Origin of the sequence: Pseudoalteromonas sp. S1610 (genome assembly GCF_005887465.1) — a bacterium.
GTDB classification, from domain to species: domain Bacteria; phylum Pseudomonadota; class Gammaproteobacteria; order Enterobacterales; family Alteromonadaceae; genus Pseudoalteromonas; species Pseudoalteromonas undina.
In genome coordinates, this window is the sequence record NZ_PNDI01000010.1 from 121,187 (window position 1) to 135,827 (window position 14,641).

The following is a 14,641-nucleotide window of genomic DNA, read 5'->3' on the forward strand; positions in this document are numbered from 1 at the left end:
CAAAATCGTTATGACTTATTGCGGTTTTCTTTACTAAACGCGCGAATTTTACGTTTTTGCGACAGGGTTACTTTATTAGTGCGCCCTGCAAATGGGTTATCGCCTTCTCTAAATTCAATTTTGATTGGCGTACCCATAATTTTTAGTGCTTTACGATAGTAGTTCATGAGGTAGCGTTTGTAGCTATCAGGTAAGTCATGTACTTGGTTACCATGAATAACGATACGTGGCGGATTGTAGCCCCCAGCATGCGCATACTTAAGCTTAACACGACGTCCACGAACAAGTGGTGGCTGATGGTCGGCCTGTGCCATGTCCATAATACGACGCAACATAGCAGTACTAATCCGCTTAGTTGCCGACTCATACGCTTCGTCAACTGATTCAAATAAATGACCAACACCAGTACCATGCAGAGCAGAGATAAAGTGTAGGCGGGCAAAATCAATAAAGCCTAAACGACGATCAAGCTCAGTCTTAATACGGTCTTTAACGTAGTTATCTAGACCATCCCACTTATTCACGGCAATAACTAATGAGCGCCCTGAGTTAAGCGCAAAACCTAACAGGCTTAAGTCTTGATCAGAAATACCATCGCGGGCATCAACCACTAATAACACGACGTTACAATCTTCGATTGCTTGTAGCGTTTTAATGACTGAGAATTTCTCAACCACGTCACTTACTTTTTTACGTTTACGCACACCAGCGGTATCGATAAGAATATATTCTTTGTCGTTACGGGTCATCGGAATGTAAATTGAGTCGCGGGTTGTACCTGGCATATCGTATACAATAACACGGTCTTCACCTAGTATACGGTTAGTAAGGGTTGACTTACCTACATTTGGACGACCAATAATTGCCAGCTTTACCGGCTTGTCGGCAAACGCTTGGTGATCGGTGTCATCTTCTTCACCTTCTTGATATAAGTCGATAAGTTCTTCATCGTCATCGGTTACATCTTCATCAAGAGCGGCAAGTTCAGCAATAACAGGCTGAAGAGTTTGCTCAAGCAGTAAAGTAATACCACGGCCATGTGCGGCAGCGATATGATGAACTTCACCAAGTGAAAGTTGATAAAATTCAGCACAGTTTGAGTCGGCATCAATGCCGTCTGTTTTATTGGCAACAACAAAACATTTTTTCTCTTGCTTACGTAAGTGGTTAGCAATAGCTTGATCAGCCACTGTCATACCCACGCGAGCATCAACTAAAAATAAAACAATATCCGCTTCTTCAATGGCTAGTAATGACTGATCAGCCATTTCGGTTTCTATACCTTCTTCTGAGCCATCAATACCGCCCGTATCTACCACGATAAATTCAAAGCCATCGTAATTTGCTTGGCCATATTTTCTATCACGCGTTAAGCCAGGAAAGTCGGCAACGAGTGCATCACGAGTACGTGTTAAACGGTTAAATAATGTGGATTTGCCCACATTGGGTCGCCCTACAAGAGCGATCACGGGAAGCATAAACTACCTCTTTAAAAAACAACAAAAGGCTTCGCAGTGCGAAGCCTTACAAAAAATAATTAACTATTAATGCCTTACACTAATAGTAGACAGTTAGTTCGGTATTTTTACCGCGCTAACTTCACCATCGCGGGTGTATAGAATCAATTTATCGTCAGCGACAACGGGCTCAACAAAAAAACCTGAGCTGTCAAAGTCTTCACGAGATACTAGCTCGCCAGTGTCTTTATTTAACCAATGCAAATTGCCTTCTTGGTCACCTAACGCTAAATAATTACCGGCAACCGCTGGACCTGTTAAGTACCAGCCACGTAGAGCGGGTTGGCTCCAACGTTCAATGCCTGAATCTTTATCAAGTGCATAAACAACGCCGTTACTATCAACAACGTAAATTGTTTGCAAATCCATGCTAATTTCACGGTAGCTGCTGTATTCACGTTTCCATACAACATTACCTGAACGAATATCTACTGCTGATAAGTTACCATTGTATGCAATAGCGTAAGCAAATGGACCGCTAATGATCGGCTGCGTATCTACATCAACTAAACGTTCAAACTCTGATGCGCCTTTTGGCACTGCAATTTCTGCACTCCATGCCGAGTAGCCACTCTCAGAAATTAAAACACTTAACTTACCTGTTTCTAGCCCTAGTAACACACCACCGTTAGCCACAGTAGGTGAACTTTGACCGCGTAAAGTCAGCGGTGGCACTTCTTGCTCAAAGCTCCAGCGTTCTTCACCAGTATCAGGGTGAAGCGCAAGTAACTTACCTGAGGCTAAATTTACAAAGATTAAGCCATCGCCTGCAGCGGGTTTAGAGAGTGATTCGCCGGGTACTTTTTTACGCCAGACTTCTTTACCAGTCTCACGGTCAAGTGCAATTACATAACCATGTTCAGAGCCTAAATAGATTTTACCATAAGCTTGTAATATTCCGCCTGATAATTTTGCACTATCGTTATCGCTCCAAGGCCAAAACGATAAATCTTGGCGAACGTCGGTTTCCCATTGGGTATCGCCATTGGCAAGTGATAAGGCTTCTACTTGGCCTTCACGGCTAGCAACATACACTGTCTCTTTATAAACAGCAGGTGATAAGCGTGAAAAGTAATGCTCTACACCACTACCAATTGATTCTTGCCATACCACATCAGTTTCAAATTGATTGACTATTTCTGGAAGCACCAGTTCTTCTTCGTCATCACTTGAAGAACACCCCATCAGGGTTGCCATACATAGGGCAAGCGTTGCTGTTGTTATTTTTCTCATGCCTAAAACCTTATGCCGCTGGGCTAGTTACTGCTAGGTCATCTAACTTAATTTGTAAAAGAGGATTACTCGTTAATCCGCCGGCATCAACAGCAGCTTGGTAAGCTACGCGTGCTTGCTCTTTATTGCCTTGTTGAGTGTAAATATCACCTTTTAATTCAGCCACATTTGCGTTAAATGCTTCAGGAAGAGGAGCATTTAATGTACTCAATGCATCATCGTATTGCTGCTGAGCAATTTGCACACGTGCTAAACGTGTTGTTGCAATGGCTTTAAGCTGGGCGTTATCAACGTTAGTTACAATCCAGCTTAATTTTTCATTTGCTAAATCTAAGTTTTGGGCATCTACAGCTTCTTTTGCAGCAACAAATGCCGCTAGAGTTGCGTACTGAGTGTCTTTGTTTTCACTGATAAATGCATCAGCAGAAGCTAATACGCTGTCGCTTTCAACAAGCTTAGTGTATGCATCAGATGCTTGCTCTGCAGTCGTTATTTGATTTTGGTTGTATGCTTTCCAGCCATATAAACCACCTAAACCAACAATAACGCCTAACGCTAGTGAAAGGCCGTTTTCACGAAAAAAGCGTTTAATTGCTTCTGCTTGTTGTTCTTCTGTTGAATAAATTTCCATGCTTACCTCTGTTAAAGCGCTTCACTACTTACGCTTTATATAATTTAGCTATTAATTAGTTCTGCAAGTAACGTTTTAGCTTGTTCTAGTTCTAGTGTGACTTGTTCTTTACGTTCACGTAAGTATTTAATAGTCACAACGCCTTGCTCTAATTCATCTTCACCGATAATAATTGCGACGAGAGCATCGCTTTTATCAGCACGTTTAAGTTGTTTTTTAAAGTTACCACCGCCAGCGTGCACCATTACGCGTAATCCAGGTACATCACGACGTAAGGTAGATGCAATTATAGGCGCTTGAATACTGGCTTTGTCGCCCATAGCTGCTAAATATACATCAGCACTACGGCGTATGTCACCTACACATTCAAGTGCTTGAAGCAGTAAAACCAAGCGCTCTAAACCCATCGCGAAACCTACCGCAGGGGTTGATTTACCGCCTAATTGTTCTACTAAACCATCATAACGACCACCAGCACATACAGTACCTTGTGCACCTAAGCTGTCGGTTACCCATTCAAATACAGTGCGGTTGTAATAATCTAAGCCACGTACCAGCTTTTCATTAACCGTGTATTTGACGCCTGCGGCATCTAATCGTTCACATAAATTTTCAAAATGTTCTTTTGATTCAGCATCTAAATGTTCAGATAACTTTGGTGCATCGACTAAGATTGCCTGAATATCTGGATTTTTAGTATCCAAAACGCGCAGTGGGTTAGAGTACATACGACGTTTTGAATCTTCATCTAGTACATCGGTATGTTGTTCTAAAAAGGCGATTAAGGCATCGCGGTATTGTGCGCGAGCTTCGTTTGAACCTAATGAATTAAGTTCTAAACGCACATGGTCAGTAATGCCAAATGCTTCCCAAAGTTGCGCCGTGAGTAAAATAACTTCGGCGTCAATATCGGCGCTGGCAATACCAAAAGTCTCTAAACCAAACTGATGAAATTGACGGTAACGACCTTTTTGTGGGCGTTCATGGCGAAACATAGGGCCCATGTACCAAAGGCGTTGTTCTTGATTGTATAACAGGCCATTTTCGTTACCTGCACGTACACACACTGCAGTCCCTTCCGGGCGCAAGGTTAAATTGTCGCCGTTACGATCGGCAAAGGTGTACATTTCTTTTTCTACTATATCGGTTACTTCACCAATAGAGCGTTTAAATAGGTCGGTTGATTCTACAATTGGAAAACGAATTTCTTGATAACCAAACGATGATACGGTCTCGCGTAAAATGTGTTCTACTTTCTGCCAAACTTGCGTATCGCCTGGCAGGCAATCGTTCATACCGCGAACTGCCTGAATTTGTTTTGCCACTGATAAATCCTAAATCTGTTTATGTGCAACCCTGGGCTGCAACCACGTAAAACTAAAAAATCGACCCTGCATTATAACCTTAACTATAAGGTAATTGCGAGCGTAGCGGAGCGTACGTAATTTATACTACGTTGTGAATACCGCGACTAAAAAAGGTCATTTAAATACATAGTGTTGTAACAACACATCACTCTACGATTTTTATGTCGATTGGAGTTTGTTGTTGCTTCTGTTCAATGAAATCGCGTACATAGCCTTCAAGTTGATCAACAATATTATTGTTATCAATACGGGCTTTTTGGCGTTCGCCATTAATGTATAAACCTGAGCGACGGTTTGCGCCGGCAAGGCCAATATCACTCACTAATGCTTCGCCTGGTCCGTTAACCACACAGCCAATGACTGACACTGAAACTGGCTCAATAATATCTTCTAAACGCTCTTCAAGTTGATTCATGGTGCTTACTACATCAAACTCTTGGCGTGAACAGCTAGGGCAAGCAATAAAATTAATGCCGCGAGAACGAATACGCAATGATTTTAATATATCAAAGCCTACTTTTATTTCTTGAACTGGATCCGCTGCTAGTGATACACGCAGCGTGTCACCAATACCTTCAGCCAATAACATGCCTAAACCAACGGCCGATTTAACTGAACCAGAGCGCATGCCGCCTGCTTCGGTAATACCTAAATGCAGTGGCTGGTCGATTTCTTTTGCAAGTAAACGATACGCGCCAACCGCTAAAAATACGTCTGACGCTTTCACCGAGATTTTAAATTGGTCAAAGTCTAAGCGACGTAATATATCTACATGGCGCATAGCCGACTCAAGTAAGGCTTCAGGTGTTGGCTCGCCGTATTTTTCTTGTAGGTCGCGCTCAAGTGATCCACCATTTACGCCAATACGAATTGGAATGTTGTGCTCACGGGCTGAGTCGACAACCGCTCTAATACGCTCTTCACTGCCAATGTTTCCTGGGTTAATACGTAAACAATCAACGCCATACTTTGCTACTTTTAATGCAATGCGGTAGTCAAAGTGAATATCAGCAACCAGCGGTATCGATACCTGCTCTTTAATACTTTTAAATGCTTCAGCGGCATCCATAGTTGGAACAGATACACGGACTATGTCAGCACCGGCATCTTGAATCGCTTGAATTTGAGCTACAGTGGCATCAATGTCCATTGTGTCTGTGTTAGTCATTGACTGCACTGCAATTGGTGCACCATCACCAATTGGAACATTACCCACATTAATGCGGGTGGATTTTCTGCGTTTTATAGGAGATTCTGAAAACATAGCGACTACTCTGCTAAGGGTAATTTAAATTTAGCTAAACGGTTTTTAGGAAAAGCCGAAATATCAACTGGCTCACCATTTAGGGTAATACGAACAACATCGTGCTTGCCTAATACCACTGAAAAAGGCGCTACACCAGTCAAGGTCATTTCGTAGCCTGCTTTTTTTACACCAAATGCAATTTTCTCATCGTTGGCATCGTGGATTTCAACCCAGCTTTCGTCATTAAACATCATAATAATAGTGCTTAAATCACTGCTTGTTGGTTCACTTTGGCTTTGTGTATCGTTTAGGGGAGCAGCCTGAATTGTTTGTTGTTCATTGAATACGGTTGAGTTTGCTTGTGGTGCAGGCTCAATCTCATTTGATTGTGCTTCATCGGCAGCTTCTGCTAACAGTTTTGTGCTTTCTTGTTGCTCCGAGATGAGCGAGTTATTTGCATTAATAGTGTTAGTTTGTTCATCAATAGGCATTGCATTTTGCCACCACCATACGGCTGATGAGCCAATAACAATGGCTAAAATTAAATAACTTACCGTCATTAGTCGGCTGTCATGCGCTTCTTTTTCTGTACGTCTTGAAAAGCTTTGCATATCTACGGGCTTATCTGATGTGCTATAGGCAGGCAGCATAGTTAAAATAGTAGTGCTATCAATGTTTAGCGTGCGACAATAATTTTTTATGTAGCCTTTAACAAATGTTTTTGCGCCTAGTAAATGATACTCGTCGTTTTCAATATGTTGAACTTGCGATTCAGTCAACTTTAATAATGATGCAATCTTAGCAAGGCTAATGTTTGCATTTTCTCTATGTGTTTTTAGTATTTGACCTACAGAGGGTTCATCGTTCTGCGGTTGTGTATTATCTTCATTCATAATGTGTATCAGTTTGGATCCACTAGTAAAAGTTTATGTTTTGGCTTAACAACCAGAGTAAGACTTCGTTTTTATTTTTTGGTATTCGTTAATTCTTGTTACTAAGGCGCACTATAAAAAGGGACTACATTCAATATCTTAAAAACTATACCGTGTTTAGATAAAATTTATGTGTTTTTAAGTCCTTTAATACACCTTATTCGTAGTAGTCTAGCATTGTATCACACTGAAATGCTAAATTGCTTTACCCTAAAACAGGCTTTTACACATCATCCTCAAGGCTATATTTTGGTTTACAGCTAAAAGGTGTGTAATTATCTAGCGTATTTTTTTTGTTTGCTCACCTGACGCTTCGCTATTTGAAGCCGGTACTGGGCTTTTTTTACGAATAACCTTTATTTTCGGCTCAGCAATAATTTGATTGTTATTATTGCTTTCTTGTAATTCATCTAACTGTGCTTGGCGATATTTTTCACGTAGTACTTCAAATTCTGTTCGTCTTAACTGGTTATCGCGAATAGCGTTAGCTTGCATACTACTAGGGTAGGTTTGTAATAAGGTTGTCGCAATTTTTTCTGCTTCTTCAATTTTACCCATTCGTTGTTTAACCAAATAGCCAAGCAATAAAGCGCGAGAAGAAACTTGCGCGGTATCGTCATAACGTTTTATTAAGTTGCTGGCTTTGTACAAGTCGCTTTTTGCGTAATATAAAGCGGCTAAGCTTATTAATGTAGATGCGCGTTGTGAACTATGGTTTAGTGCTTGCTGAAAATAGCTTTCGGCGTTGGTGAAATCGTTAAACTCAATGGCACATAGAGCCAAATTTTCATAGCTTTGCGCTACACGAATATAACTAGGTATTTCAATCGCTTTTAAAAACTGATCGGTGGCGCGGTCATACTCATTAATACTGCACAAAAACGTGCCGTAGTTGTTTAAGGTGTTAGGATCATTTGGCTTAATGGCCAACGCTTTTTGATAGGCTTTGTCGGCTAATCCGTTCTCGCCAACTTGTTGGTAATAGTATGCTAAAGAGTAGTGTACTTCGGGTAAGTTTGGGGCGTACTCGCTGGCACGTTCTAAGTTATATTTAGCTTGAGAGTTATTGCCTGTATTTAAATACTGTAATGCCAATGCTATGCGCGTGCGAGCTGCACCATCGTTATTAATTTTATTCTCGAGGACCGGTTTATCGCTGCCGTTGTAACTATTTTCGGTAACACAACCGCTTAAAAACAGTGTTGATAGTGCTAACGTAAGTAAAGATCGCATTACTTTGTCTCTTTATTTATATCCATAACCTCTATCTTACCTCAAAGCCTTTGTGTTGCATCATTTATTTAAAAATAAACGATATATCACAAAGGCTTTTGATTACTCAAAAAATTAGGCTTGATGAATATTTACTGCAATTGCATTGTCATCACGCATTTTCTTTTTTGCCATACGCTTCGTACGATCTACAACATCGCCAGCTAACTGGCCGCAGGCAGCGTCAATGTCATCTCCTCGGGTACGACGAACAATACAGGTAATCCCCGCAGCTTGTAATACTTTAGAGAAGCGATCAATTCGACTGTTGCTTGAACGAGTATATTCATTACCTGGGAATGGATTAAATGGAATAAGGTTAACCTTCGATGGTGTTCCTTTTAACGTTTTAACCAGTTCATGAGCCTGATCGGTACTATCGTTAACACCGTTAAGCATTACATATTCAATAGTCACATCTTTATTGGCTTTTGAACCGTCAATGTAACGACGACATGCAGCTAAAAACTCTTCGATTGGGTATTTTTTATTGATCGGTACTAAAATATCACGCAGGGCGTTATCTGGCGCATGCAATGAAATTGCCAGTGCTACGTCTATTTTTTCTTTCAATAAATCAAGGGCAGGTACCACACCTGAGGTGCTTAATGTAACGCGGCGTTTAGATAAACCAAAGCCCCAGTCGTCCATCATTAATTCCATTGCAGGTACCACGTTTTTAACGTTAAGTAACGGCTCGCCCATACCCATCATCACTACGTTAGTGACAGGACGTTTTTCGCTGTTGCCATCTAGGCCAATATCTTTGGCTACTCGCCATACTTGGCCGATAATTTCAGACACTTTTAAGTTACGGTTAAAGCCTTGTTGAGCCGTTGAGCAAAAAGTACATTCTAGTGCACAGCCCACTTGAGAAGATACACACAAGGTGGCACGATCTTTTTCTGGGATCCAAACTGCTTCAACTTCTTGACCGCCTTCTAACACGAGTGCGTATTTGATGGTACCGTCGCTGGCTTGTTGGCGAACTGATATTTCTGGTGCAACAATTTCGCATTCATTTTTAAGCTTTTCTTTTAGCTTTTTGTTTACGTTACTCATTTCGTCGAAATTATCTACGCCAAAATGATAAATCCATTTCATCACCTGATCGCCACGGAATGGCTTTTCACCGAATGATACAAATAGCTCTCGCATTGCATCTCGGTTTAAATCTAATAAGTTAATCTTTTTTTGCTCGGTCATGTAACAACCTCAATCGGTGGCGGTGATGGTAAAAATTTACAAGGACGAATTGTACACAATTCATCCACTATAATCATTAAGTAAAACATCATAAATAAACGGCTAATACTTTACTTAATGACTAAAAAAGGGCTCGAAAGCCCTTTTCATACTTTGCATCACAGGGTTAGCTGTGAACTCGAATTAACGAGTACGTGGGCAAAGTTCTTCGTCAGCGAAGAAGTACGCGATTTCGCGAGCAGCAGATTCAACAGCGTCAGAACCGTGAACCGCATTTTCGTCGATGCTATCAGCGTAGTCTGCACGTAAAGTGCCAGCTAGTGCTTCAGCAGGGTTAGTAGCACCCATGATTTCACGGTTTTTAAGAACAGCGTTTTCGCCTTCAAGAACGGTAACCATTACTGGGCCAGAAGTCATGAAAGATACTAAAGCGCCAAAGAAAGGACGTTCGCTGTGTTCAGCGTAGAAACCTTCAGCTTTCTCTTGTGAAAGGTGAACCATTTTAGCTGCAACGATTTTAAGACCCGCAGTTTCGAAACGGTTGTAGATTGCGCCGATGTGGTTTTTAGCAACTGCATCAGGTTTTACGATTGAAAAAGTACGCTCTAAAGCCATCTTTGTGCTCCAATAATTTAAATAAAAGGTTGAATATTAACGGGCGCGAATTATACGCGTTTTAGTTAAAAAAACCTAATTTATTCTACGTTGACGAATATTTTAATTTAACAACCTATACTTAACTGAACTAAAAAAGTGGCTATAACGTTAATATGAGTTTATAAATTAGTGCCACATCTGATTTGTATTTTTTTAGTCATAGCGATTATCAATGCGTCTATCGACTCCAAATGCATGAAGAATACATGCAAACTTTAAGGTAAAAATATGTTTTTCAACCAACCTTTAAAAACTCAAATTGCTGATTTACAAAGTAAGCTTTCTGTAAGGGAGCAGGTTAAGCAAAGTTTAGACAGTGAAATGCTGGTATTAGAGCTTGATAAACAAGGCGCTATTTTAAGACAAAATAAAAACTTTGAGCGAGAGTTTAACTACTCAAATAATAAAATAATTAATAAAAACATTTTAGATTTCATCTCAGAAAATGCGAGAAATAACGCTGATTTTCATGCCTTTAAAAAAGCGTTAAGTAAAGCCGAACATTTTGCTGGCGCTATTCAAGTATCTCACGAAAACGGACAACGAGATTGGTTACGCTGTATTTTACACCCGATAAAAAATGAGCAAGGTCAGCTTGACTATTTAACCCTGCATTGCACTGTGCTTACACAAATAATTGAAAGCTCGAGAGAAAACGAAGATTTAATCAAAGCATTGCATCGTTCAACAGCGGTTATTGAGTTCGATACTCAGGGTATGGTTCTGCGTGTTAATGACAACTTCTTAAAAAGTATGAGTTATTCAAGACAAGATGTGGTGGGCAAACATCATGGTATGTTCTGTGATGAGCAAGAAGCGAGTAGTAAAGAGTATCAAGTCTTCTGGCAACGGTTGCGCAATGGCGAGTTTATTGCGAGCAGATTTAAACGTATTGATAAGCACGGTCATGAGGTGTGGTTAGAAGCATCATATAATCCGATTTTTAATGAAGCCAATGAGCTCTACAAAGTAGTAAAATTTGCCACGGTGATCACTGATCAAGTAGAAAGAGAACTGGCCACAGAGCAAGCGGCAAATATTGCGCATGGCACTTCTATCGAAACCGACAATAACGCGGATAAAGGCGCGGAGGTGGTACAAAAAACTGTACAGGTTATGAACGAATTGTCGGTACAAATGGAGCAAGCTGCTCAAGAAATTTCAGCATTAGATAAACAATCGCAACTTATTGCGAGCATAGTGCAGAGTATTAGCAGCATTGCTGATCAAACTAATTTATTGGCGCTTAATGCGGCTATTGAGGCCGCGCGTGCTGGCGAGCAAGGCCGTGGGTTTGCTGTGGTGGCTGATGAAGTGCGTTTACTTGCTTCAAGAACCAGTAAAGCTACCGAAGAAATAGTGGATGTTGTACAGCAAAACCAAAATTTAACTCAATCAACCGTTGCTGTAATTGAGCAAGGTAAAAATAAAGCGCAACAAGGCTTAGACCTTTCCAAAGAATCTGGTGATGTAATGAGTGATATTAAAAAAGGCGCGCAACAAGTTGTTGATGCCGTTAGTCAATTCTCGAACCAATTAAGCAGTAAAAAATAACTTAAATCTGCTGCTCTTCATTTATTATCGTAGAAGAGAAATTTTGATGATCTTGATCAAGGTTTCTCTTTTGCCCCCTCATTATACTTGCGCGGTTTATTTTCCTTAATACCAATTCGCTTAATTAAGTGGTCTATTTTGAGGCTGGAAAAACGTGTTGATAGCTAGGCAAAAAAATTGCTATTTAGTTGTTCTCGGCAATTGCTCCTGCATTGCTCTACCTTCTGCATCCATGCAGTCGTAAATGAGATTTTTTTAACGCAGGTAGCGACACGTTTAGCCCCGTAAAATGATTAAGTATTATTGCGGGTTGGTATAATTATTCATGCAACCGACTTGAACTCGGTTCGATGTATGGAGCGCACATGTCAGCAGTTACTTCTTCAACCCCGTTTATTCCTGAACTACTTTGCCCAGCAGGTAGCTTAAAAAACATGCGTTATGCCTTTGCCTATGGGGCCGACGCTGTATATGCGGGCCAACCTCGTTATAGTTTAAGGGTTCGCAACAACGAATTTGATTTAGATACATTACAAACAGGGATTAACGAAGCGCATGCGCTGAATAAAAAGTTTTATGTAGTGTCGAATATTGCCCCACACAATGCGAAAGTGAAATCGTATTTACGTGATATAGAGCCAGTAATTGCTATGAAGCCGGATGCATTGATCATGTCCGATCCGGGTTTAATAATGCTAGTACGTGAAAAGTGGCCCGATATGCCAATTCATTTGTCGGTTCAAGCCAATGCAGTAAACTACGCAAGCGTATTGTTTTGGGCAAAGCAGGGGATTGAACGGGTAATTTTATCTCGTGAGTTATCGCTTGAAGAAATAAGTGAAATACGCTCTTTATGCCCAGAAACAGAACTAGAAGTATTTGTCCATGGTGCTCTGTGTATGGCCTATTCAGGGCGCTGTTTACTCTCAGGCTATATTAATAAGCGCGATCCTAACCAAGGCACGTGCACTAATGCGTGTCGTTGGGAATACGATGTTAAACCTGGCACTGAGAACGAAACCGGTGAAATGGTACATAAAATCGATCCTAAAACGGTTATACCTACGTTAGGTGAAGGCGCGCCAAGTAACGATGTATTTATGCTTGAAGAGCAAGGCCGCCCGGGTGAATACATGCCCGCATTTGAAGACGAGCATGGTACTTATATCATGAACTCAAAAGACTTACGCGCCGTGCAATACGTAGAGCAGCTAACAAAAATGGGGGTGCATAGCTTAAAAATAGAAGGGCGTACTAAGTCATTTTATTATGTTGCGCGTACCGCTCAGGTGTATCGTAAAGCGATTGACGACGCCGTTGCAGGTAGACCATTCGATGCTGATTTATTCAAAACTCTTGAGAACCTAGCGCACCGTGGTTACACCGAAGGATTTTTAAAGCGCCACGCCCACCAAGATTATCATAATTACGAATACGGCCATTCAGTTTCTACCAAGCAGCAATTTGTAGGTGAAGTACTTGGTCGTAATGTTAATGGTTTAGTTGAAATAGATGTAAAAAATAAATTTTGTGTTGGTCATTCATTAGAGCTAATGACGCCAAAAGGCAATATTAGCTTTACCCTTGAGAGTATGGAAAACAAAAAAGGCGAAAGTATTACTGATGCTAAAGGCTCTGGCCATATCGTAAAAATTCCACTGCCTGACACTATCGATTTAGAGCACGCCATACTGATGCGCAACTTGGATGAAAACCAAGACACCCGCAATCCTTTCAAACAAGCTGTTTAACGGGTAAATCATGGCACTACTAATAAATAGCAAATGCATTAACTGTGATATGTGCGATCCAGAGTGCCCAAATGAAGCAATTTATATGGGCGCTAAAATTTACCAAATAGACCCTGAAAAATGCACAGAATGTGTAGGTCATTACGACAAGCCAACGTGCGTCAGTGTATGCCCCATTGACTGCATAAAGCCCGATCCTAATCATCGAGAAAGTGTGGACGAACTGGCTGAAAAGTATGTGAGGTTGGTAGGTTAGTTGCTCAATAAGTAGATTAACGATCTGTTTTTATTAGAAAGCTAAGTGCATTGTAACTAATTAGTTGCTGTGATTGTTGTTATAGTTCTCAATATCTCAACAATTAAAGAAGGCTTTGTAGTGCACTTGAGCGAAACTAAAAGTATAAAGAGTTTCTTTGGTACCCGTGTTTATTTAAGTTAATGGCCGTAGCTTAAAATAATTTAATAGCAAAAAAAGTGAAGCCTCAAATATACAGTGTCATAAAGTATTATAGGTTTATTGAAAATAAGAGATGGCTTTATGAATACATTATACATTACAGGTGCTGGAGTAAGTGCTGCTAGTGGTATTCCTACTTTTCGTGGTGAGGATGGTTTTTGGACTATTGGCAGTCAAAACTATACGCCGATGGAAATGGCCACTCGCGCAATGTATGAAAATAATCCAAGTGAGTTTTTAGCTTGGTATTATCATCGCTTTGCAACTTACCGTCATCATGGTCCTAACGAAGTGCATCATTGGCTTAGTGATAAAAACTTAATAACTCAAAATATTGATGGGCTTGATGGTAAGGCGGGTAATAAAGATTACATTGCGATTCATGGTCGGCTTGATCAAATGACGCTGTTTCATCATCAGGGCGATGATGTCACACCACAAGCTACGCTATGGAGTAATGTTGATGAGAGCAACTTACATCGCTCTCTACTTGAGTTATTCAATATTGAAAACCATCAGCCAAAGCTTAATCATTCTTTAAAGCCCTTTGTATTGTTATTTGATGAATATTACACTGAGCTTTATCGTATTACTGAGGCGCAGCAGCGAATGATGAATGCCGATAAAATGGTATTTATGGGGACCTCTTTTAGTGTAAACATTACCCAAATGGCACTAGAGATTGCACGTAATTATGCTATTCCAATTGAAATTGTTGACCCTGAACCTACTCATGTACTGCACTCAAATGTAAGTTATAAAAAAATGACTGCATTGGAGTACATACAGCAACAAGGTTAACTAGGTAACTAGGTTAT

The 14,641-nt window shown here is 40.6% G+C and carries 12 protein-coding genes and 1 pseudogene; 4 read left to right on the plus strand and 9 right to left on the minus strand.

Annotated elements, in window-relative coordinates:
• Positions 1–8 precede the first annotated feature (8 nt).
• From der to ndk, 9 genes and pseudogenes are all read right to left on the minus strand, one after another.
• Positions 9–1,478 (minus strand): ribosome biogenesis GTPase Der, encoded by a 1,470-nt coding sequence (der, locus tag CWB77_RS05310; RefSeq protein WP_138621681.1) that lies wholly within the window; start codon positions 1,476–1,478, stop codon positions 9–11.
• A 93-nt stretch (positions 1,479–1,571) separates the two neighbouring features.
• Positions 1,572–2,750 carry an outer membrane protein assembly factor BamB gene (gene bamB, locus CWB77_RS05315; RefSeq protein WP_138621683.1) on the minus strand — a complete coding sequence of 393 codons (1,179 nt, stop codon included), beginning with the start codon at positions 2,748–2,750 and terminating at the stop codon, positions 1,572–1,574.
• A 10-nt stretch (positions 2,751–2,760) separates the two neighbouring features.
• Positions 2,761–3,381 carry a YfgM family protein gene (locus CWB77_RS05320; protein WP_054201417.1) on the minus strand — a complete coding sequence of 207 codons (621 nt, stop codon included), beginning with the start codon at positions 3,379–3,381 and terminating at the stop codon, positions 2,761–2,763.
• Positions 3,382–3,425: 44 nt separating this feature from the next.
• On the minus strand, positions 3,426–4,706 hold the full coding sequence (gene hisS / locus CWB77_RS05325) for a histidine--tRNA ligase (RefSeq protein WP_010389440.1): 1,281 nt from the start codon (positions 4,704–4,706) through the stop codon (positions 3,426–3,428).
• Between the two features lie 187 nt (positions 4,707–4,893).
• On the minus strand, positions 4,894–6,012 hold the full coding sequence (gene ispG, locus CWB77_RS05330; protein WP_008111348.1) for a flavodoxin-dependent (E)-4-hydroxy-3-methylbut-2-enyl-diphosphate synthase: 1,119 nt from the start codon (positions 6,010–6,012) through the stop codon (positions 4,894–4,896).
• A 5-nt stretch (positions 6,013–6,017) separates the two neighbouring features.
• The gene (locus tag CWB77_RS05335; RefSeq protein WP_138621685.1) at positions 6,018–6,887 is read right to left on the minus strand and encodes a RodZ domain-containing protein; all 870 of its coding nucleotides are present in this window, start codon (positions 6,885–6,887) and stop codon (positions 6,018–6,020) included.
• 372 nt (positions 6,888–7,259) lie between these two features.
• Positions 7,260–8,159, minus strand: a pseudogene (pilW, locus tag CWB77_RS05340) (type IV pilus biogenesis/stability protein PilW); the annotation flags it as partial.
• Positions 8,160–8,273: 114 nt separating this feature from the next.
• Positions 8,274–9,404 carry a dual-specificity RNA methyltransferase RlmN gene (gene rlmN, locus CWB77_RS05345; RefSeq protein WP_010389431.1) on the minus strand — a complete coding sequence of 377 codons (1,131 nt, stop codon included), beginning with the start codon at positions 9,402–9,404 and terminating at the stop codon, positions 8,274–8,276.
• Positions 9,405–9,587: 183 nt separating this feature from the next.
• Complete coding sequence (ndk, locus tag CWB77_RS05350; RefSeq protein ID WP_008111339.1) at positions 9,588–10,019, minus strand: nucleoside-diphosphate kinase; 432 nt, start codon at positions 10,017–10,019, stop codon at positions 9,588–9,590.
• 270 nt (positions 10,020–10,289) lie between these two features.
• On the opposite strand from ndk, the gene CWB77_RS05355 reads away from it, so the two are divergent.
• From CWB77_RS05355 to CWB77_RS05370, 4 genes are all read left to right on the plus strand, one after another.
• Positions 10,290–11,615, plus strand: coding sequence for a methyl-accepting chemotaxis protein (locus tag CWB77_RS05355; protein WP_138621687.1), 1,326 nt, complete (start codon positions 10,290–10,292; stop codon positions 11,613–11,615).
• 365 nt (positions 11,616–11,980) lie between these two features.
• Positions 11,981–13,366, plus strand: a complete 1,386-nt coding sequence (trhP, locus tag CWB77_RS05360; protein WP_138621689.1) for a prephenate-dependent tRNA uridine(34) hydroxylase TrhP — start codon at positions 11,981–11,983, stop codon at positions 13,364–13,366.
• A gap of 10 nt (positions 13,367–13,376) precedes the next feature.
• The gene (locus tag CWB77_RS05365) at positions 13,377–13,622 is read left to right on the plus strand and encodes a YfhL family 4Fe-4S dicluster ferredoxin (RefSeq protein ID WP_055011536.1); all 246 of its coding nucleotides are present in this window, start codon (positions 13,377–13,379) and stop codon (positions 13,620–13,622) included.
• A gap of 282 nt (positions 13,623–13,904) precedes the next feature.
• Positions 13,905–14,624 carry an SIR2 family NAD-dependent protein deacylase gene (locus tag CWB77_RS05370; RefSeq protein ID WP_138621691.1) on the plus strand — a complete coding sequence of 240 codons (720 nt, stop codon included), beginning with the start codon at positions 13,905–13,907 and terminating at the stop codon, positions 14,622–14,624.
• Positions 14,625–14,641: the final 17 nt, after the last annotated feature.